Source organism: Caballeronia cordobensis, assembly GCF_001544575.2.
Taxonomy (GTDB): domain Bacteria; phylum Pseudomonadota; class Gammaproteobacteria; order Burkholderiales; family Burkholderiaceae; genus Caballeronia; species Caballeronia cordobensis.
Genome location: NZ_FCNY02000001.1, coordinates 145363 through 165057 on the forward strand (window position 1 = coordinate 145363; position 19695 = coordinate 165057).

General features: G+C 62.0%; 17 protein-coding genes. 8 read left to right on the forward strand and 9 right to left on the reverse strand.

From position 1 onward, the window contains the following. Nucleotides 1-207: 207 nt before the first annotated feature. Entirely contained in the window at nucleotides 208-1281 is a 1074-nt protein-coding gene (aroG, locus tag AWB70_RS00625) for a 3-deoxy-7-phosphoheptulonate synthase AroG (protein WP_053567443.1), read from the forward strand. Nucleotides 1282-1347: 66 nt separating this feature from the next. Here the strand turns inward: aroG and AWB70_RS00630 are convergent, their stop codons facing one another. Together AWB70_RS00630 and AWB70_RS00635 are read right to left on the reverse strand one after the other, a co-directional pair. Beyond that, on the reverse strand, nucleotides 1348-3102 hold the full coding sequence (locus AWB70_RS00630) for an NACHT domain-containing protein (RefSeq protein WP_143281590.1): 1755 nt from the start codon (nucleotides 3100-3102) through the stop codon (nucleotides 1348-1350). Between the two features lie 99 nt (nucleotides 3103-3201). Beyond that, nucleotides 3202-3756 carry a cob(I)yrinic acid a,c-diamide adenosyltransferase gene (locus AWB70_RS00635; RefSeq protein WP_053567441.1) on the reverse strand — a complete coding sequence of 185 codons (555 nt, stop codon included), beginning with the start codon at nucleotides 3754-3756 and terminating at the stop codon, nucleotides 3202-3204. 148 nt (nucleotides 3757-3904) lie between these two features. On the opposite strand from AWB70_RS00635, the gene AWB70_RS00640 reads away from it, so the two are divergent. From AWB70_RS00640 to proC, 6 genes are all read left to right on the forward strand, one after another. Beyond that, the gene (locus tag AWB70_RS00640) at nucleotides 3905-5323 is read left to right on the forward strand and encodes an FAD-binding oxidoreductase (RefSeq protein ID WP_053567440.1); all 1419 of its coding nucleotides are present in this window, start codon (nucleotides 3905-3907) and stop codon (nucleotides 5321-5323) included. An 87-nt stretch (nucleotides 5324-5410) separates the two neighbouring features. Continuing rightward, a complete protein-coding gene (locus AWB70_RS00645) occupies nucleotides 5411-6934 on the forward strand; it encodes an FAD-linked oxidase C-terminal domain-containing protein (RefSeq protein ID WP_053567605.1) in 1524 nt (507 codons plus the stop codon). A gap of 109 nt (nucleotides 6935-7043) precedes the next feature. Beyond that, nucleotides 7044-8132: a glycolate oxidase subunit GlcE gene (gene glcE / locus AWB70_RS00650; RefSeq protein ID WP_014190447.1), complete on the forward strand. Its 1089-nt coding sequence runs from the start codon at nucleotides 7044-7046 to the stop codon at nucleotides 8130-8132. Between the two features lie 294 nt (nucleotides 8133-8426). Further along, on the forward strand, nucleotides 8427-9653 hold the full coding sequence (glcF, locus tag AWB70_RS00660; RefSeq protein WP_053567439.1) for a glycolate oxidase subunit GlcF: 1227 nt from the start codon (nucleotides 8427-8429) through the stop codon (nucleotides 9651-9653). 40 nt (nucleotides 9654-9693) lie between these two features. After that, a complete protein-coding gene (locus AWB70_RS00665) occupies nucleotides 9694-10389 on the forward strand; it encodes a YggS family pyridoxal phosphate-dependent enzyme (protein ID WP_053567438.1) in 696 nt (231 codons plus the stop codon). Nucleotides 10390-10403: 14 nt separating this feature from the next. Continuing rightward, nucleotides 10404-11216, forward strand: coding sequence for a pyrroline-5-carboxylate reductase (gene proC / locus AWB70_RS00670; RefSeq protein ID WP_053567437.1), 813 nt, complete (start codon nucleotides 10404-10406; stop codon nucleotides 11214-11216). Between the two features lie 53 nt (nucleotides 11217-11269). Here the strand turns inward: proC and AWB70_RS00675 are convergent, their stop codons facing one another. Continuing rightward, entirely contained in the window at nucleotides 11270-12109 is an 840-nt protein-coding gene (locus AWB70_RS00675) for a class I SAM-dependent methyltransferase (RefSeq protein WP_235024117.1), read from the reverse strand. Nucleotides 12110-12136: 27 nt separating this feature from the next. Here AWB70_RS00675 and AWB70_RS39155 point away from each other — a divergent pair, with 27 nt between their 5' ends. Then, entirely contained in the window at nucleotides 12137-12499 is a 363-nt protein-coding gene (locus AWB70_RS39155; protein ID WP_235024118.1) for a hypothetical protein, read from the forward strand. Between the two features lie 268 nt (nucleotides 12500-12767). On the opposite strand, the gene ubiA is transcribed toward AWB70_RS39155, so the two are convergent. The 6 genes from ubiA to recG all read right to left on the reverse strand — a co-directional run bounded on the left by ubiA (nucleotide 12768) and on the right by recG (nucleotide 19617). Further along, a complete protein-coding gene (gene ubiA / locus AWB70_RS00680; protein WP_053567603.1) occupies nucleotides 12768-13628 on the reverse strand; it encodes a 4-hydroxybenzoate octaprenyltransferase in 861 nt (286 codons plus the stop codon). A gap of 111 nt (nucleotides 13629-13739) precedes the next feature. Beyond that, a complete protein-coding gene (locus AWB70_RS00685; protein WP_014190442.1) occupies nucleotides 13740-14228 on the reverse strand; it encodes a Dps family protein in 489 nt (162 codons plus the stop codon). A 163-nt stretch (nucleotides 14229-14391) separates the two neighbouring features. Next, nucleotides 14392-14544 carry a hypothetical protein gene (locus AWB70_RS38635; protein ID WP_156902982.1) on the reverse strand — a complete coding sequence of 51 codons (153 nt, stop codon included), beginning with the start codon at nucleotides 14542-14544 and terminating at the stop codon, nucleotides 14392-14394. 33 nt (nucleotides 14545-14577) lie between these two features. Continuing rightward, nucleotides 14578-16050: a catalase gene (locus tag AWB70_RS00690; RefSeq protein WP_053567436.1), complete on the reverse strand. Its 1473-nt coding sequence runs from the start codon at nucleotides 16048-16050 to the stop codon at nucleotides 14578-14580. Nucleotides 16051-16351: 301 nt separating this feature from the next. Then, complete coding sequence (locus AWB70_RS00695) at nucleotides 16352-17311, reverse strand: hydrogen peroxide-inducible genes activator (protein ID WP_014190440.1); 960 nt, start codon at nucleotides 17309-17311, stop codon at nucleotides 16352-16354. A gap of 122 nt (nucleotides 17312-17433) precedes the next feature. After that, nucleotides 17434-19617, reverse strand: a complete 2184-nt coding sequence (gene recG / locus AWB70_RS00700) for an ATP-dependent DNA helicase RecG (protein WP_053567435.1) — start codon at nucleotides 19615-19617, stop codon at nucleotides 17434-17436. Nucleotides 19618-19695: the final 78 nt, after the last annotated feature.

Consider the following 19695-nt stretch of genomic DNA (forward strand, 5'->3'; position numbering starts at 1 on the left):
TTTCGACCGACGTTCGATTCCTTCTCGACCCATCATGTCCGCCAAGTTTTATTTTTATTTCTTTTGGCATCTCAAGCCGCTGGCGGATCGAGAGGGGTAAGTCGTACACAGGTCGGACAGACCGAAATTCCCGAAAAACCGCCAGCGAGTCTGGCGGTTTTTTTTCGCTTTTTAGTTCGAATGGCACGCCGCTGTAGGAGAACAGAAATGCCCCCGCACAATACCGATGACGTTCGCATCCGCGAGTTGAAAGAACTGACCCCGCCCGCGCACCTGATCCGCGAGTTCCCATGCGCGGAGCCGGTTTCGGAGCTCATCTTCAACGCGCGTCAGTCGATGCATCGCATTCTTCACGGGATGGATGACCGGCTGATCGTCATCATCGGGCCCTGCTCGATTCACGATCCGAAGGCTGCGCTCGAATACGCTTCGCGGTTGATCGAGCAGCGGCGCCGCTTTGCCTCGGAACTGGAAATCGTGATGCGCGTGTACTTCGAGAAGCCGCGCACGACGGTCGGCTGGAAGGGGCTCATCAACGATCCGTATATGGATAACAGCTTCAAGATCAACGATGGCTTGCGGGCTGCGCGTGAGTTGCTGATGAACATCAACGAGATGGGGCTGCCGGCCGGAACCGAGTATCTCGACATGATCAGCCCGCAGTACATCGCCGATCTGATCTCGTGGGGTGCGATTGGGGCGCGGACGACGGAATCGCAAGTTCACCGCGAGCTGGCTTCGGGATTGTCGTGCCCTGTCGGGTTCAAGAATGGCACGGACGGGAATGTGAAGATTGCGGTCGATGCGATCAAGGCGGCGTCGCAGCCGCACCATTTTCTGTCGGTTACGAAGGGTGGGCATTCGGCGATTGTGTCGACGGCGGGTAATGAAGATTGCCACATCATTCTGCGCGGCGGGAAGGCGCCGAATTACGATGCGGCGAGTGTGGATGCGGCTTGTAGCGATATCGGGAAGGCGGGTCTTGCTGCCCGGTTAATGATTGACGCGAGTCATGCTAATAGCTCGAAGAAGCATGAGAATCAGATTCCGGTTTGTGAAGATATCGGACGGCAATTGGCGGCTGGCGATGAGCGGATTGTTGGCGTGATGGTGGAGTCGCATCTTGTTGCTGGACGGCAGGATTTGCGGGAAGGGTGTGAGTTGACGTTTGGGCAGAGTGTTACCGATGCCTGTATTGGATGGGAGGAGAGTTTGGGGGTGCTGGAGGGGTTGGCGGAGGCGGTTAAGCAGAGAAGGGTTGTGAGGGGTGGGGGCAATTAGAGTCAGTTGAGAGGAGAACTTCAAGGGACCGTCCCACGTCTCTTGAAGTTCTCATCGTATTTGACTTCAAAAGATATCGGCGTTTCGTTCTTCAATTGCGATTGATGCACGCGCTATCTCAACTTCTTTTCGTAGATCCGTTAAGAATTGTTCGGCAATCTTAATAAATGAATCAAAACCAATTTCATTTACCATTTCAATTGCAGTCACCTGGGTTTCACGTTCGTGCAATCCTGAAATTAATGGCTCGATTTTGACTTGCTCGTTACCCTTTGAGAGCCTGGCAGGAACATGCTCCTTTAGCACATCAATAAACTTATCAAACAAAATCTCATCTATTTCATCTGAATCCAAAGCTTCTCTACGGATTTCCCTTAGCGGAATCGGCCGGTTACGCCGATCGTATCGCAGAGTGACATTCCACAAAGTCCTTTTAATCAGAGTCTTGGACCGATGATCGCCAGCGCGAGCATTATTTTCATCGTAACGCTCAATGAATCCTTCGATGATTCCAATTCTGTAGAATTTCAGATAGCGATATTTATCGATTACGGCGAGGAAGCGAAGGACCTGCTGCCACTCGCGATAACACTCACGAGCAGCGGTGTAAAATTTTTTCGCAGCCCTTTCCTGCTGACGCCTCACAAACGAGGCAGCAAAATACTCCGCGATGCTTTTATGTAAAAAAGTTATCTCACCAATCCCGTCTTCTAACATCAGACACGCCACCTTCGACACGTCGTGTTTAAAGCTCTCCACGGAACATATAGTTTCTGGAAAATAATGACTCGCTTTTTCAAAAAAACTCGAAAACTCTTCGTTCGTGAGCGTGCGGGTTTTGCTTCGCTGAGCAGCCATGAAGCAGAAGCCTTCGAATAGCTTTTGCAACGCCCGTTCTCCAAGCCCTGTGCGGTGTTCTCGCACAAATCCAGGTTTGCTTCGATCATGTCGCGTGAAGACAGTGGTGAATAGAGCCTCAAAGAATTCTGGAAGTTCAGCCGGAATAGACTTCTCCGATCTATAGACTGTCACGGTGAGCGTGAGCATGAGGGGCGTGTTAATCAACTCAGCGACATGCGACGGACTATTCTCGATTGCTGTCGCAATATCATTAGCATGAACTCGATCCAGTCCTAAGCGAGTTAGAAAGGGAAGGTGATCACTCTGCGCGAGCATTGATAGATAGACACGCCTGAAAGCCGCACTATGTTGAATGGCACAATCCGGTCGCGACGTCGCGACAACTGTCAGATCTTCGAAGTTGAAAGAAAGTTGTTCAAGTTCTTCAAGTACACTAGGCACATTTCCGATATCAATCTCGTCGAAACCGTCAAGCAAGAGGGCCAGCCTCCCCGTTTTCGCAAGATACTTGAAAACATCAACGTCCTCCACAAGGCCATAGTTGCCAAGCTCCCTTAAAATTAAGGATAATAATCGCTTTTCGCCACGAATTTCTCTCAATTCGATGAACAGCGGGATTTTCCCGCTTCCACGCCCCGTCAACTCTTGCACGCATAGGTGGCGCAGAAGCATTGACTTCCCTTGCCCAACCACACCCTGAATAACTATGCGCTGGAATTGAATGTCAGCGAGACTGTTCAATTGTCTATATTCGTGACTGACTGAGAAAATCGATGCAGGGTAATAGAAATTTCCTAGCCATACCTCTTTATCAACTTGCCAAAGCGTTTTGACCATTCCGATCATCAAGATTTTCTGTGCGACTTTCTTAGGCGCTTGCTCTCCTTGCCATTTCTTGAATTTATTTGATAAAGCTCCTTTCGCTCCATTGTAAAGATCCTTTATCAGCGGAGCTAACACCTGAGCTCCTAGGGTTGCAGTTATACTTACAGGCACCGTTTACGTCCTTCAAAGCCATCTATGAAGCGGTTGGGCGAGCTTTCCTTGGAGCAACTATTACTAATCGCCCCGTCGCTCCCACAAAACCTCCTTTGCTCCGTCCGCTCGATTTAGGACTCGAGCAATCACAAACATCAAATCCGACAACCGATTCACATACCGCCGCGGCGCCTCATTAACCCCAGCCGTTTCCACACGCCCGAGCGCAACGATGGACCGCTCCGCCCGCCGACAAACCGTCCTCGCCACATGCGCAAGAGCCGCCGCCCTCGACCCACCTGGCAAAATAAACTCCTTCAACGGCGGCAGCGTCGCGTTGTACTCTGCAAGCCAGGCATCGAGTTGAGCAAGATGAGAAGTCTGAATCATCGAATGCCCAGGAATCGACAACTCCCCGCCCAGATCGAACAAATCGTTCTGAATCCGCGTTAACGCATCGCGCACGTCCGAAGGCATCGGCTCGCAAAGCAACACCCCGATACACGAATTCAACTCATCCACATCTCCGATCGCGGCAATACGCGCATCGTCCTTCGATACGCGGCTGCCATCACCCAATCCGGTCGTTCCATCATCCCCAGTGCGCGTCGCGATTTTGCTCAAGCGGTTTCCCATCACTGCCTCCGAGATCAAAGCCCATTATAGGCACGTCCCAGCGTCCGAAAGCCCGCCCGCCGGGCATCACCGCGACGGCGTAAAATGAGATAGAACGATCGAACAGCGAAGCAAAACAACACAAAGCCGCCCCGCCCGGAGACACCTTGTGAACCACCCCACCGAACACGCCGCACTCCAGAAACGCCCCTTCCCCGCCGCGCTTCTGGACGCGTTGAAAGAACGATTCGCCGAGCGCGTCTCGACGTCGCAAGCCGTTAGAGAACACCACGGCCGTGACGAATCGCCGTTCGACCCGCAGCTGCCGGACGCCGTCGTCTTCGCGCGCAGCACGGAGGAAGTGCAGGCCATCGTCAAGCTCTGCGCCCAGCACGACGTTGCGATCATCCCCTACGGCAACGGCTCGTCGCTCGAAGGGCATCTGCTCGCGGTGCAGGGCGGCGTGTCCATCGACCTGTCGGAGATGAACCAGGTCGTCTCGATCAACGCCGAAGACCTCACCGTCACCGTGCAACCCGGCATCTCCCGCAAGCAACTGAACGAAGCGCTCAAAGACACCGGCCTCTTCTTCCCGATCGATCCCGGCGCGGACGCCAGCATCGGCGGCATGTCGGCGACGCGCGCCTCGGGCACCAACGCCGTGCGCTACGGCACGATGCGCGAAAACGTCCTCGGCCTCACGGTCGTCACCGCCGATGGCCGCGCCATCAAAACCGGCACGCGCGCGCGCAAATCGTCGGCGGGCTACGACCTCACGCGCCTTTTCGTGGGCTCGGAAGGCACGCTCGGCGTCATCACCGAAATCACCGTGCGGCTCTATCCGCAGCCCGAAGCGATCTCGGCGGCCGTGTGCGCCTTCCCGTCGATGGGCGACGCCGTGCGCGCCGTCATCGAGACGATTCAGATGGGCGTGCCGATCGCACGCGTCGAATTCGTCGACAAGCTCGCGGTGCGCGCCATCAACAAGCATTCGAATCTGACGCTGCGCGAATCGCCGATGCTGTTCTTCGAATTCCACGGCACCGAATCCGGCGTGCAGGAACAGGCGCAGACCGTGCAGGACATCGTCGCGGAAAACAAGGGCGAAGACTTCGAATGGGCGACGCGCCCCGAAGACCGCAGCCGCCTCTGGAACGCGCGCCACTCCGCCTACTTCGCGATGCTGCAACTGAAGCCCGGCTGCCGCGCCGTCACGACCGACGTCTGCGTGCCGATCTCGCGCCTCGCCGAATGCGTCGAGGAAACGGAGAAGGACTTGCAGGGCTCGTATTTGCCGAGCCCGATCGTCGGCCATGTCGGCGACGGCAATTTCCACGTCGCGATGCTGCTCGATCCGGCCAAGCCCGAAGAGCTGGAAGAAGCGGAGCGCATCAATCGGCGCATCGTCGGACGCGCGCTGGAGATGGGCGGCACCTGCACCGGCGAACACGGCGTCGGGCTGCACAAGATGGGCTTTCTGATCGACGAGCACGGCGCCGGCGCGGTCGCCGTGATGCGCTCGATCAAGCAGGCGCTCGACCCCAAGAACCTGATGAACCCGGGGAAAATCTTCGCTTTCGAAGGCTGAACGGTTCGAGCAAGATAGCCTGATGAGCGCAACGAGCGCCGCAACGGAGGAGACATGAACGCACCCGACGAGCTCAAGCCCGAGCAGATGTCGACACCGGCGTCGCCGAATCTGCCGCACGAAGAAGCCGAAGCGCTCACCGCGGATCAGCTCGCCGCGCGCCAGCGTGAAGTCGTGCAGGCGCTGATGGCCGTGCTGCCGACGCACTGTCTGCTCTTTCGCGAGGAAGACACCGCCGCCTACGAATGCGATGGCCTCGCCGCGTACCGCCGCCTGCCGCTCGCGGTGGCGCTGCCGGAAACCGAGGCGCAGGTGCAACGCGTCGTGCAGATCTGCGCGCGCCTCGCCGTTCCGATCGTCCCGCGCGGCGCGGGCACCGGTCTGTCGGGCGGCGCCATGCCGATTCGCCACGGCATCGTGCTGTCGCTCGCGCGCTTTCGGAAGATCATCGAAGTCGATCCGTACGCGCGCACCGCAACCGTGCAGCCCGGCGTCCGGAACCTGGCCATTTCGGAAGCCGCGGCGCCATACGGGCTGTATTACGCGCCCGATCCGTCGTCGCAGATTGCCTGCACGATCGGCGGCAACGTCTCCGAAAACTCCGGCGGCGTGCATTGCCTGAAATACGGGCTCACCGTGCACAATGTCCTGCGCGTGCGCGCGGTGACGATGGACGGCGATGTCGTCGAGTTCGGCTCGCTCGGCCCCGACGCGCCCGGCCTCGATCTGCTCGCGGTGCTGATCGGCAGCGAAGGCATGTTCGCGATCGTCACCGAAATCACCGTCAAGCTGATTCCGAAGCCGCAGACCGCGCAGGTCATCATGGCGAGCTTCGACGATGTCGTGAAAGGCGGCAACGCCGTCGCGGCGATCATCGCGGCGGGCATCATCCCGGCCGGCCTCGAAATGATGGACAAACCCGCGACGCGCGCCGTCGAGGAATTCGTCAACGCGGGCTACGACCTCGACGCCGCCGCCATCCTGCTGTGCGAATCCGACGGCACGCACGACGAAGTCGCGGAGGAAATCGTCCGCATGACGGCCGTGCTGCGCGAGCACGGCGCATCGCGCATCCAGATATCGCGGTCGGAGACCGAGCGCCTCAAGTTCTGGTCGGGCCGCAAGAACGCGTTTCCCGCGGCGGGCCGCATCTCACCGGACTACTACTGCATGGACGGCACCGTGCCGCGCCGCGCCATCGGGCCGCTGCTCGCGCGCATCGAAGAGATGGAAAAGAAGTACGCGTTGCGCTGCATCAACGTGTTTCATGCGGGCGACGGCAACATGCATCCGCTCATCCTCTTCAATGGCAACGATCTGGACGAGTGGCATCGCGCGGAAGCGTTCGGCTCGGACATTCTGGAGACGTGTGTCGAACTCGGCGGCACGGTAACGGGCGAGCATGGCGTGGGCATCGAAAAAATCAATTCGATGTGCGTGCAGTTTTCGCCCGAAGAGCGCGATGCGTTCTTCGCCGTGAAGCGCGCGTTCGATCCGCCCGGCCTGCTCAATCCGGACAAGGGCATCCCGACGCGCTCGCGCTGCGCCGAATACGGCAAGATGCATGTGCGGGGCGGGCTTCTGCCGCATCCGGACTTGCCGCGCTTCTAGGCGGCGGATTACGTTCCGCTATCCACGTTTCACCGGGTATTGCGCCGTTAAGCGGCCGGTACAATCGACCGGGCAGCCCAACAGAAATCGAAACACGAGCGGGACACGCATGGAACAGGACGACATCGTCGCCGGCTGGTCGGAGAGGATCGCCCGGGCAACCGAAGCCGGCACGCTGCTGCGCATCCGCGGCGGCGGCACGAAGGACTGGTACGGTCAGACGCTCCAGGGAGAAATCCTCGACACGCGCGCCTATCGCGGGATCATCGCTTACGATCCGGCGGAGCTCGTCATCACCGCGAGGAGCGGCACGCCGCTCGCCGAGATCGAAGCCGCGCTGCGCGAGCACAATCAGATGCTGCCGTTCGAGCCGCCCTACTTCGGACGCAACGCGACGCTCGGCGGCTGCATCGCCGCGGGGCTCGCGGGACCGCGGCGCGCGTGGACCGGCGCGCCGCGCGACTTCGTGCTCGGCGCGGTCGTGATGAACGGGCACGGGCAAGTGCTGCGCTTCGGCGGGCAAGTGGTGAAGAACGTCGCGGGCTACGACGTATCGCGCCTGCTCGCGGGATCGCTCGGCACGCTCGGCCTGATTCTCGAACTGTCGATCAAGGTGCTGCCGCGCCCCGTCGCCGAGGCCACGCTCAAGTTCGACATGCACGCGACCGACGGCGTGCGCAAGCTCAACGAATGGGGCGGCCATCCCCTGCCGATCTGCGGCAGCGCGTGGCGCGACGGCACGCTCGCGTTACGTCTCGCAGGCGCGGAAGCGGCCGTGAAGACCGCGCGCAACACGCTCGGCGGCGAAGTCGTCGATGCCGTCGAAGCCGACCGTTTCTGGATCGGCATGCGCGAACAGACCGACCCGTTCTTCGCGGTCATCGAGCCGCGCTCGGCGCTGTGGCGGCTCGCGTTGCCGTCGATTGCGGAGCCGCTGCATCTGCCGGGCGCGCAGTTGATGGAATGGGGCGGCGCGCAGCGCTGGTGGATCACCGACACCGACCCGCAGACCGTGCGCATCAGCGCGAAGCAGGCCGGCGGCCACGCGACGATCTTTCGCGCGGGCTCCGCCTACGACCGCAATGCGGGCGTGTTCACGCCGCTGCCCGCGCCGCTGATGAAGATTCATCGCGGGCTGAAGCAGGCTTTCGATCCGGCGCGCATCTTCAATCGCGCGCGTTTGTATCCCGATTTCTAGGGTCTGCTCACATATAAAACGGCCATGCGAACGCCCGAAATCGGCTGCAGTGCAAGAAGTGCGGCGCGCCGTTTGGCCGCCCCAAACAAGCGACGCGCGACGCCGCAATGCGGCCGATTTCGGGCGTTCCCCAAGAGTTTTTTTTCTAGTCAGGGGTTGCCCCGTAAAGGGCCGCCCGCGGCGTCATGCTCCTTGCGAATACGCCTGTATTAGCTTCGTCGCATTCCTTGCGATCGGCCCTTTACGGGGCAACGCATGGCCGTTTTATATGTGAACAGACCCTAAGGCGCCTCGATGCAAACCAATCTCGCCGATTTCATCCGCGGCACGGCCGATGGCGACGAGGCCGACGCCATCTTGCGCAAGTGCGTGCACTGCGGCTTCTGCACGGCGACCTGCCCGACGTATCAGTTGCTCGGCGACGAGCTCGACGGGCCGCGCGGCCGCATCTATCTGATGAAGCAGATGTTCGAAGGCGCGCCGGTCACGCGCAGCACGCAACTGCATCTGGACCGGTGCCTCACCTGCCGCAACTGCGAAAGCACGTGCCCCTCGGGCGTACAGTACGGCAAGCTCGTCGAGATCGGGCGCAAAGTAGTGGAAGAGAAAGTGGAGCGGCCGATGCGGCACCGGCTGCAACGGCGCTTTCTCGCGAGTTTCCTGCCCAACAGCACGCTTTTTACGCCTGCGATGAAGCTCGGCCAGCAGGTCCGCGGCATTCTCCCGCGCAAGCTGCGCGCGAAGATTCCCGTGCCTGAGCGGCCGCTGGTTCCGCCCACGAACAAGCACGAGCGCAAGATGCTGATGCTCGCCGGCTGCGTGCAGCCCGCGATGATGCCCAACGTCAACACGGCGACCGCGCGCGTGTTCGATGCGCTCGGCATCGAGATCGTCACGGCGCCGGGCGCGGGCTGCTGCGGCGCGATCCGCCTGCATCTCGGCTACAACGACGACGCGCTCGACGACGTGCGCAACAACATCGACGCCTGGTGGCCGTATGTGGAAAGCGGCGTCGAGGCGATCGTGATGAACGCCTCGGGCTGCGGCGCGACCGTGAAGGAATACGCGCACTTGCTGCGTCACGATCCGGCGTATGCGGAGAAGGCGCGGCGCATCGTCGATCTGACGCGCGATCTCGCCGAAATCCTGCCGCTGTACGAGGAAGAACTCGTGTCGCTCGCGCGCCGGCGCGGCGTGCATACGGTGGCCTATCATCCGCCGTGCACGTTGCAGCACGGGCAGCAGATTCGCGGGCGCGTCGAGCATCTGCTGACCGCGCTCGGGCTCGAAGTGCGTCTGCCCGCCGACTCGCATCTGTGCTGCGGCTCGGCCGGCACATACTCGGTCTTGCAGCCGAAGCTCTCGTACGCGTTGCGCAATCAAAAGCTGGACCGGCTGGAAAAGCTGGAGCCGCAATTGATCGTGTCGGCCAACGTCGGCTGCATCGCGCATCTGCAGAGCGGCACATCGACGCCCGTCACGCACTGGATCCAACTGCTGGAGCATCTGCTGTACGGATGAGCGATTCGTATAATGCCCGGATGCTTCCGAAGGCTGTCACATGTCCATCGCTCAACATTTAGAAGAAGTCCGCCAACGCATCGCGAAGGCCGCAGAGGACGCATCGCGCGATCCGTCTTCGGTCGCGCTGCTCGCCGTCTCGAAGACCTTTCCCGCGAACGACGTGCGCGCCGCCTTCGAGGCCGGCCAGCGCGCGTTCGGCGAAAACTACGTGCAGGAAGGCCTCGCGAAGATCGCTTCGCTCGCCGATCTGCGCGGCGAAATCGAATGGCATTTCATCGGGCCGCTGCAGTCGAACAAGACGAAGCTCGTCGCGGAGCAGTTCGACTGGGTGCATTCCATCGACCGGCTGAAGATCGCCGAGCGGCTCTCCGCGCAGCGTCCCGAGGGCGCGAAGCCGCTCAACGTGTGCGTGCAGGTGAACGTGAGCGGCGAAGCGTCGAAAAGCGGCGTCGAGCCGCATGACGCCGCCGCGCTCGCCCATGCGGTGGCCGCGCTGCCCGGCTTGCGGCTGCGCGGTCTGATGGCGATTCCCGAACCCGCCGATACGCTCGATGCACAACGCGCACCGCACGCGCGCCTGCGTGAACTGATGAGCGCCTTGCGCGCCGACGGCCTCGATCTCGACACGCTCTCGATGGGCATGTCCGCCGATCTCGAAGCCGCCGTGCTCGAAGGCGCGACGATGGTGCGCATCGGCACGGCGATCTTCGGCGCACGCACTTACACCACCTGACCTCACCTTCCATCATGAAAATTGCATTCATCGGCGGCGGCAACATGGCCGCGGCGCTCATCGGCGGTCTGATCAAGCGCGGCGCCTCGCCCGCGGACATCTACGCCGTGGACATCAACGACGAAGCGCGCGCACGCACCGCGAAGCAATTCGGCATCGCGACGGGCGCGGCGGTCGATGCGGCGCTCGCCGGTTACGACGCCATCGTGATCGCGGTGAAGCCGCAAGTGCTCAAGAGCGTGGCCGAAGCGCTCGCGCCGCATCTGTCGACGCAAACGGTCATCAGCATCGCGGCGGGCATCCGCGCGACGGACCTCAGCCGCTGGCTCAACGGTTACACGCAGATCGTGCGCACGATGCCGAACACGCCCGCGCTGATCGGCATGGGCGTGACGGGTCTCGCGGCGCTGCCCGGCGTCTCCGATGCGGCGAAGGCGCTCGCATCGCAAGTGCTGGAAGCGGTCGGCACGGCGGTCTGGTTCGACGACGAATCGAAGCTCGACGCCGTCACCGCGATTTCCGGCAGCGGCCCGGCCTACGTGTTCTATTTCATCGAAGCGATGCAGGAAGCCGCGCGCCAGCTCGGCATGGACGAAGAACAGAGCCGCGCGCTCGCCGTCGCCACGTTCACCGGCGCGGCGCAACTGGCGGCGCAGTCCGGCGAGCCCGCGAGCGTGCTGCGCGAGCGCGTGACGTCGAAGGGCGGCACGACGGCGGCGGCGCTCGCCTCGTTCGATGCGCAAGGCGTGAAGGAGGCCATCGTGCGCGGCGCGCTGGCGGCGCAAGCGCGAGCGAAAGAGATGGGGGATGAACTGGGCGGGGCTTGAAGCGGCGAATCTCGAGGCGGCGCGCGTCAGGGGTGCACACGCGCCGCGCTTGTTCAAATTTTCTGCACGATGAATTCGATGCCGCATTCCGCAAACGCGAAACGCGTCTGATCGCAGCGCTGGATTCCGTGAAGGAAGCTGTGATCGAGACTCTCGACCTTCTTCACGTTGACTTCACCCTCGAACTCGCGCAGCAAATCGAGCACGTTGATCGAAACCGGTGACCAGCTCTTGCGCTTGAAAAGCGTAAATGTGTGCTTGTGATCGCTGTTGAACGTGGATGGCCACACGCCCTGCTCGTACATATCCTCGTCCGGCACGGTGATGACGAGATGGCCGCCGCGCCTGAGCACGCGCAGCCAATGGCGCAGCGCGACACGCGGATCGACCATGTGCTCCAGGCAGTGCGCCGAATAGACGAAATCGAAGCTGTCGTCCCGCACATTGTCGAGATATTGTGCGTCGCCCTGTTCCCATTCGTAGACCGTCACGTTCGCGATACGCGGAAACAGCGACCGATAGAGCGCGATGCTGTCTGTCCCGCCGCCGATATCAAGTCCGTTGCCCACCAGCCAGCGATTGCTGAAGCGCGCGTCCAGCAAGCGGCGATTGACCGACATGCAGGTCGTACCCGGCACGCCCGTTCTCAGCATGAAGGGCTGCGTGCGGTCGCCGGGCAGCACCCACTTCTTCAGCGCGTACTCGCCCCAGCCGAGCGGCCACAACACCGCGTAACCCGCATCCTCGGCGTGCCAATGTAACGTGTGCGTTTGCCCGAACGATCCGAGCAGTTTCAGGAACCGCGCTTCTTCGTGGAATGCGTTTTCCGCGGAATCCGGCAACGGCCCTGCGCTCGTCTCGAAGGTACACCGGTAGATACGTACGTCTTCCATAACGATCAGCGCGTTCGCAGCCGATTGGTGCAACCGTTCGAGTTCGGCGAGCATCGGCAGACGCCCGGTCGCGTCGTGCGCATGGAGAAAGACGACGCAGCGATGCTTGGCGAGCGCACTCGTCACCGGCGTCGATTGCAGGAAGGTGAGACTATCCGCGTTGACAACGTGAAGCTGTTCACTCGGCTCCGTCTCGGCAACAAGCGGCTCGGAAATCGCGCACGACAGCGCCTTTTTGAAGCCGGCGCTCAAGGCGGCGCGGCAATTAGCGCCATCTCGCAAACCGGGCTCGATGAAATGAGTCACCTGATTCCGGTTGAGGAGATCGGACAGATCGAAGCGGGCAAGCAAGCCCATAAAGAACCCAATGAAGCGAGACGGGCGATCTGAACGCCGTCGCGGGGGAAGTGCGCGGCGGTCAATCGACTCGTGGAGGAAAGGGCCGGCGCGTTCGCGACTGAATCACCGGGCGGTCTGGACGCGCATTCCAGCGTTCCCAGAAATATGACCGGTCGAAATTATCAAGAAATATCGCCGCGATGCAGCGGCTCGACAAAATTTGTCGTTCCTGGCGCGTGTCGGGAAACGGCACAAAGGCGCGCCGCTGCGCTCGCGTGACGTGCATTGCACACGCACAGTGCCGGCGCAGCGGGAGGGTTTAATTCGAAAGCGCGTAGTGCAGCGCAATGCCCGCGAACAGCATCCCGCCCAGCCAGTTGTTATGTTTGAACGCGGCAAAGCACGCCATGCGGTCGCGATTCCGGATGAGCCCATAGTGGTACACCGCGCAACCCGCCGCCGCGAGCCAGCCGAGCCAGTAAAGCCAGCCGAAGCCCAGCGCGAAGCCGATACCCACGTAGATCGCGAGCGTCGCCGCGTAGCACAGCATGACGGCAAGCACGTCGTAACGTCCGAACGTGAGCGCCGATGTGCGAATGCCGATCTTGATGTCGTCGTCGCGATCGACCATCGCGTATTCGGTGTCGTACGCGACGGACCAGAACACGTTCGCGGCGAGCATGATCCACGCGAGCATCGGCACGTGGTTCAGCACGGCGGCGAAGGCCATTGGAATGCCGAAGCCGAACGCGATGCCGAGATACGCCTGCGGAATCGCGAAGAAGCGCTTGGTGAACGGATACGTGCCCGCGACGAAGAGCGCGAACACCGACAGTTCCTTCGTCAGCGTATTGAGCGGCAGGATCAGCAGAAACGCGACTAGCGCGAGCGCCGCCGCCAGCGCCACCGCCTCCCAGGCCTTGATCTTGCCCGACGTGATCGGACGCTCGGCCGTGCGCTTGACGTGCTTGTCGAAATCGCGGTCGGCGTAGTCGTTGATCGCGCAGCCCGCCGAGCGCATCAGAATGGTGCCGACGATGAAGATGACGAGCAGCATCGGCGACGGCCTTCCCTCCGACGCGATCCACAGCGCGTTGAGCGTCGGCCACAGCAGCAGCAGACTGCCGATGGGCTTGTCGAGGCGCACGAGGCGCATGTAGAGCGGAAGACGGGCGAGCATGGAAGTCAGACCGAAGAGCACGACGGACTATTTTAGATCAGCGCGTCGCGACTGCCTCAAAAGCAAAAACCCCGCTGCGAAAGCGGGGTTTTCTACGAACGGCCGGTGCGATCAGGCCAGCATCGCGCGCAGCATCCACGCGGTCTTTTCGTGCGTCTGCATGCGCTGCGTGAGCAGGTCCGCGGTCGGCTCGTCGTTCGCCGCTTCGGTCGCGGGGAAGATTTCGCGCGCCGTGCGCACCACGGCTTCCTGGCCTTCGACCAGTTGCCGGATCATGTCTTCGGCAGCCGGCACACCGTCCGCTTCCGGAATCGACGACAGCTTCGCGAACTCCTTGTAGCTGCCCGGCGCATGCACGCCCAGCGCACGGATGCGTTCCGCGATCGAATCGACGGCGAGCGCGAGCTCGTTGTATTGCGTCTCGAACATCAGATGCAGCGTGTTGAACATCGGACCCGTCACGTTCCAGTGGAAGTTATGGGTCTTCAGATACAGCGTGTACGTATCGGCCAGCAGCCGGGACAAGCCCTCGGCGATCTTCTTGCGGTCTTTGTCGCTGATGCCGATATTGACGGCAGGTGCCGTGCCTTTCTTCGCCATGATGACTCCGTGAGAGAGTGATTCGAACGGTGCGGGCGCCGCGCGCAACGTCTTGTCGCGCGGCGTTTCGAGCGTCCGACAGTTTATCTTAGAAACGGGGAACGCTTTATTGCACGGCGAGACTTCGAAGCGTTCCGGCTGCGCCTTGATGACGCAATCACGCTCACGCGCCGGCCACGCCGCTCGCGACGACGAGCCCATAGCCCGCCGCAACGATGCCGAACGCAATCGCGACGCGCACGCCGCGCGAGGCCTGACGGCTCGTCGCTTCGATCTGCTCGACGGCCTGTGCGATGTGAACCAGCGCTTGAGACATGATGTTTTCTCCCGGTGTTCGGTTGCGCCGCCTTCAGACGGCGGCCGTGTCTTTCTCGTCGACGATCTGGCCGAGCTTCGCGAGCGCATCGATGACGCCCTGCGCGTAAGCCGGATCGATGCGCCGGAAATGCTCGACCTGCCGCGCGACGATCTCGTTCGGCACGCCGTGAATATGCCGCGCGATGTTGCCGAAGAAGCGTTCACGCTGCGCATCGTCGAACAGCCTGAAAAGCGCGGCCGGCTGGCTGTAGTAATCGTCGTCCTCGCGATGGTCGTAGCGATACACCGCGCCGGCCGCGAGCGGCGGCTCGTTCACGCTCGCGTCCTGCGCGAATTCGCCGTAGCGGTTCGGCTCGTAGTTCACGCGTTGACCGAGATTGCCGTCGGTGCGCATCGCGCCATCGCGATGAAACGAATTCGCGACCGGCGCACGGGGCGCATTCACCGGAATCTGATGATGGTTGATACCAAGCCGATAACGCTGCGTGTCGCCATACGAGAACAGACGCCCTTGCAACAGGCGGTCCGGCGAGAAGCCGATGCCCGGCACCACGTTCGCCGGCGTGAACGCGGCCTGCTCGACATCCGCGAAATAGTTCTGCGCGTTGCGATTCAGCTCGATCACGCCGACGTCGATCAGCGGATAGTCCTTGTGCGGCCACACCTTCGTGATATCGAACGGGTTCATCGCCGAGTTGGCGGCCTGCTCTTCCGTCATCACCTGAATGCGGAAATTCCAGCGCGGGAAATTGCCGTCGTCGATGTTGTTCACGAGGTCGCGCTGCGCGCTTTCACGATCGCCCGCAACGACAGCCGCGGCTTCGGCGTCCGTGTAGTTCTCGAGCGGCTGCTGCGCCTTGAAGTGGAACTTCACATAGAAGCGTTCGTTGTCCTCGTTGATGAACGAGAACGTATGCGAGCCGAAGCCGTGCATCTGACGGTAACTCTTCGGAATGCCGCGGTCGCTCATGAGAATCGTGACCTGATGCAGCGATTCCGGATGACGCGACCAGAAATCCCACGCCGCGACATTGCTGCGCAGATTCGTGTACGGATCGCGCTTTTGCGTATGGATGAAGTCGGGGAACTTGAGCGGGTCGCGGATGAAAAACACCGGCGTGTTGTTGCCGACCACGTCCCAGTTACCCTCTTCCGTGTAGAACTTGATCGAGAAGCCGCGCACGTCGCGCTCGGCATCGGCGGCGCCGCGCTCGCCCGCGACGGTCGAAAAGCGCATGAAGATCGGCGTTTCCTTGCCGACGCCCGCGAACAGCTTCGCCTTCGTGTAGCGCGAGATGTCGTGCGTCACGCGGAACGTGCCGAACGCGCCGGAACCTTTCGCGTGCACACGGCGCTCGGGAATCACCTCGCGGTCGAAGTGCGCGAGCTTCTCGACGAGCCAGAAGTCCTGAAGCGTGACGGGACCGCGCGGGCCGGCGGTCTGCGCGTTCTGGTTGTCGCCGACGGGTGCGCCTGCTGCGGTCGTGAGTCGTTGGGTCGTCATCGTGATGCTCCTGTTTTGCGTTGGCGTTGGATGAATGCGCGGCGCGTGCTCAGGCAACGCGGGCGAAATCGGCGAGGATCGACACCGCCATGTCGCGCAGGCTGTTCCAGCGGTCGAAGAAGGTCGTGGCGGTCATGGAATCCTCTTTCTGTGTGAGCTTGAAGAGGATCGTATAGAAAGCTATCGATTTTTATAAATCGATTATTTTTATCTATTCGATAGCTGCGATGCGGCACCATAAACGAAAACGCCGCGCTCCGTTTCCGGCGCGCGGCGTTCGTTCAAGCGAAGCGAGATGCGATCAGTTGACCGCGACGGGCATATCGAGCTTCTTCACGCCCGGCAGATCGCAATTGGCGATCGCTTCCGAAATGGCGTCGATGGCGGGCATGCGCGTGAAGCTCTTGCGCCACGCGAGCACGACGCGCCGGTCCGGCACGGGCTCGTCGAACGGCACGTAGCTGAGCAAACCGGAATCGATGCCGGGGGCATGCGGCTTCACTTCGCTCACCGACATGCGCGGCAGCACCGTGATGCCGACGCCGCTCGCAACCATATGGCGAATCGTTTCCAGCGACGAGCCTTCGAACGTCTTCTGGATGCCGTCCGCGTTCTGCGAAAAGCGCATGAGCTCGGGACAGACGCCGAGCACGTGATCGCGGAAGCAATGGCCGCTGCCGAGCAGCAGCATGGTTTCCTGTTTGAGATCGTCCGGATCGATCTTCGCGCGGTTTTCCCACGCGTGGCCCGACGGCATGGCGACGACGAACGGCTCGTCGTAGAGCGCGCGCACCATCAGACCGGTTTCGGGAAACGGCAGCGCCATGATGGCGACATCGATTTCGCCCTGCTTCAGCAGCTCGATCAGCTTGAGCGTGTAATTCTCCTGAAGCATCAGCGGCATCTGCGGCACGGATTTGATCATCTGCTTGACGAGCGTGGGCAGCAGATACGGTCCGATGGTGTAGATGACGCCCAGCCTGAGCGGCCCGACCAGCGGATCCTTGCCCTGCTTGGCGATTTCCTTGATGGCGAGCGTCTGTTCGAGCACGCGCTGCGCCTGGGTGACGATCTGCTCGCCGATGGGCGTCACGCTGACTTCGCTCGTGCCGCGCTCGAAGATCTGCACGTTCAATTCGTCTTCGAGCTTCTTGATAGCCACCGACAGCGTCGGCTGGCTGACGAAGCACGCCTCGGCCGCGCGGCCGAAATGCCGTTCGCGCGCAACCGCGACGATGTACTTCAGTTCAGTGAGCGTCATTGGAGGCCAATGAAATACATTGATTCGATAGGTTTGACTTATACACCCGCTGACCGCACTTCGACAACAGCGAGGCTGTAACGCCCAATTAGGGACCGACGCGACGCCCGCAAGTTCAGCGACTAGGCCTTTAAATAATGCTCGCGCGCGCCGAGCCAGCGCGCGAGATGGCGCGTGACCGCGTCTGGAAAGGACTTGAGCATCCGATCGGCGGCTTCGCGCGCGGGTTCGATCAGCCAGCCGTCGTTTTCGAGACTGGCGAAACGCAGCATGGCTTCGCCCGACTGCCGCGCGCCGAGAAACTCGCCCGGACCGCGGATTTCCAGATCGCGCCGGGCGATCTCGAAGCCGTCGGTGGTTTCGCGCATCGTCTTCAGGCGCTCGCGCGCCGTCTGCGACAGCGGATTCGCATACATCAGCACGCAGATGGACGCCGCGCTGCCGCGCCCCACGCGCCCGCGCAACTGATGCAACTGCGCGAGCCCGAAACGCTCCGCGTGCTCGATCACCATCAGCGACGCGTTGGGCACGTCGACGCCGACTTCGATCACCGTCGTCGCGACGAGCAGTTGCACTTCGTTGCGCGAAAACGCGTCCATGACGGCGGCCTTTTCGGCGGGCGCGAGACGGCCGTGCACCAGCCCGACGCGCAATTCAGGCAGCGCGGCGGCAAGCGTCTCGTAGGTTTCCACGGCTGTCTGCAACTGCAGCGTTTCGCTTTCCTCGATCAGCGGACAGACCCAGTAGACCTGCCGCCCGGTCAGCGCCGCCTCGCGCACGCGGCCGATGATCTCGTCGCGGCGGCCGTCCGAGACGACTTTCGTCAGAATCGGCGTGCGGCCGGGCGGCAGTTCGTCGATCGTGGACACGTCGAGATCGGCGTAATAGGTCATGGCGAGCGTGCGCGGGATCGGCGTGGCGGACATCATCAGTTGATGCGGCTGGAAATCGCGTGCGCCGTCCGCCGCGTTGGCCGCCTTGGCACGCAGCGCAAGCCGCTGCGCGACGCCGAAGCGATGCTGCTCGTCGACGATCACGAGGCCCAGGCGCGCGAACTCCACCGCGTCCTGAATGATCGCGTGCGTGCCGATGATCAGTTGCGCCGTGCCGAGCGCGGCCGCTTCGAGCGCGGCGCGCTTCTCCTTCGCCTTGAGACTGCCCGCGAGCCACGCGACCGACACGCCGAGCGGCTCCAGCCAGCCGCGCAGCTTGCGCGCGTGCTGTTCCGCGAGAATTTCGGTCGGCGCCATGAGCGCGGCCTGATAACCCGCGTCGATGGCCTGCGCCGCCGCGAGCGCCGCGACGATCGTCTTGCCGCTGCCGACATCGCCCTGCAAGAGACGCTGCATCGGATGCGCGAGCGTGAGCTCTCCTGCGATTTCCGCGACCACGCGCTGCTGCGCGCCGGTCAGCGCGAAGGGCAGCGCCTGGAGCAGCCGCACGACGAGCGATTGTTCGTCGCCGGCCAGACGGCGCGGCATGGCGGGCGCGGCGCGGGTGCGGCGCTCTTCGTGCGCGCGCTTGAGCGACAGTTGCTGCGCGAGCAGTTCCTCGAACTTGATGCGCGTCCACGCCGGATGCGTGCCGTCGATGAGCGCGGTTTCGTCCGAATCCGCGCGCGGATGATGCAGCGTCTTGACGGCGTCGAGCAGGCCGGGCACGTCGAGCGGTTTCAGATAGGCATGCGCGATCGGTTCCGGCAAAAGCTCCGGCAGCGACACGCGCGAGATCGCCGAATCGATCGCCTTGCGCAAATACGCCTGCGAGACGCCCGCCGTCGACGGATACACCGGCGTGAGCGCTTGCGGCAGCGGCGTATCTTCGTCGACCGGACGCACCGCCGGATGCACCATCTCGAGCCCGAAGAAGCCGCCGCGCACGTCGCCGCGCACGCGCAGCCGCACGCCGATGGCCATTTGCTTGACCTGCGAGCCGTAAAAATTGAGAAAGCGCAGCGTGAGCTCGTCGCCGGCCTCGTCGTGAATTTTCACGAGCAACTGGCGGCGCGGCCGGTACGCGATTTCGTTATCGAACACGACGCCTTCGGTCTGCGCGATATCGCCGGGAATCAATTCACCGATGGGCGTGAGCTGCGTTTCGTCCTCGTAGCGCATCGGCAGATGCAGCACGAGATCGATGTCGGATTTGAGGCCGAGCTTGGCGAGCTTGTCCGCCGTTTTCACGACAGGTTTCGGCTTTTCCTCCGTTTTCGCCTTCTTGCGCGCGGCGGCGGGAGCGCGCGGGGCTTCGCTTTCCTCCACGGGCAGCGGATCGGTCGAGGCCAAACGGCGGTCGGACAAGGGCATTGACTCTCTTCGCAAGTACAATATGAGGTTTGTTCGGCGCGATTGAATTTGATAACACTTCGTTCGCGCCCGTTCGCG

Coding starts and splice junctions, on each gene's coding strand:
- AWB70_RS00635 (WP_053567441.1), bottom strand. CDS start 3,756: ATGGGAAACCGCTTGAGCAAAATCGCGACGCGCACTGGGGATGATGGA.
- glcE (WP_014190447.1), top strand. CDS start 7,044: ATGGAACAGGACGACATCGTCGCCGGCTGGTCGGAGAGGATCGCCCGG.
- recG (WP_053567435.1), bottom strand. CDS start 19,617: ATGCCCTTGTCCGACCGCCGTTTGGCCTCGACCGATCCGCTGCCCGTG.
- aroG (WP_053567443.1), top strand. CDS start 208: ATGCCCCCGCACAATACCGATGACGTTCGCATCCGCGAGTTGAAAGAA.
- AWB70_RS00695 (WP_014190440.1), bottom strand. CDS start 17,311: ATGACGCTCACTGAACTGAAGTACATCGTCGCGGTTGCGCGCGAACGG.
- AWB70_RS00645 (WP_053567605.1), top strand. CDS start 5,411: ATGTCGACACCGGCGTCGCCGAATCTGCCGCACGAAGAAGCCGAAGCG.
- AWB70_RS00690 (WP_053567436.1), bottom strand. CDS start 16,050: ATGACGACCCAACGACTCACGACCGCAGCAGGCGCACCCGTCGGCGAC.
- AWB70_RS00685 (WP_014190442.1), bottom strand. CDS start 14,228: ATGGCGAAGAAAGGCACGGCACCTGCCGTCAATATCGGCATCAGCGAC.
- AWB70_RS00675 (WP_235024117.1), bottom strand. CDS start 12,109: ATGGAAGACGTACGTATCTACCGGTGTACCTTCGAGACGAGCGCAGGG.
- AWB70_RS00665 (WP_053567438.1), top strand. CDS start 9,694: ATGTCCATCGCTCAACATTTAGAAGAAGTCCGCCAACGCATCGCGAAG.
- ubiA (WP_053567603.1), bottom strand. CDS start 13,628: ATGCTCGCCCGTCTTCCGCTCTACATGCGCCTCGTGCGCCTCGACAAG.
- proC (WP_053567437.1), top strand. CDS start 10,404: ATGAAAATTGCATTCATCGGCGGCGGCAACATGGCCGCGGCGCTCATC.
- glcF (WP_053567439.1), top strand. CDS start 8,427: ATGCAAACCAATCTCGCCGATTTCATCCGCGGCACGGCCGATGGCGAC.
- AWB70_RS38635 (WP_156902982.1), bottom strand. CDS start 14,544: ATGTCTCAAGCGCTGGTTCACATCGCACAGGCCGTCGAGCAGATCGAA.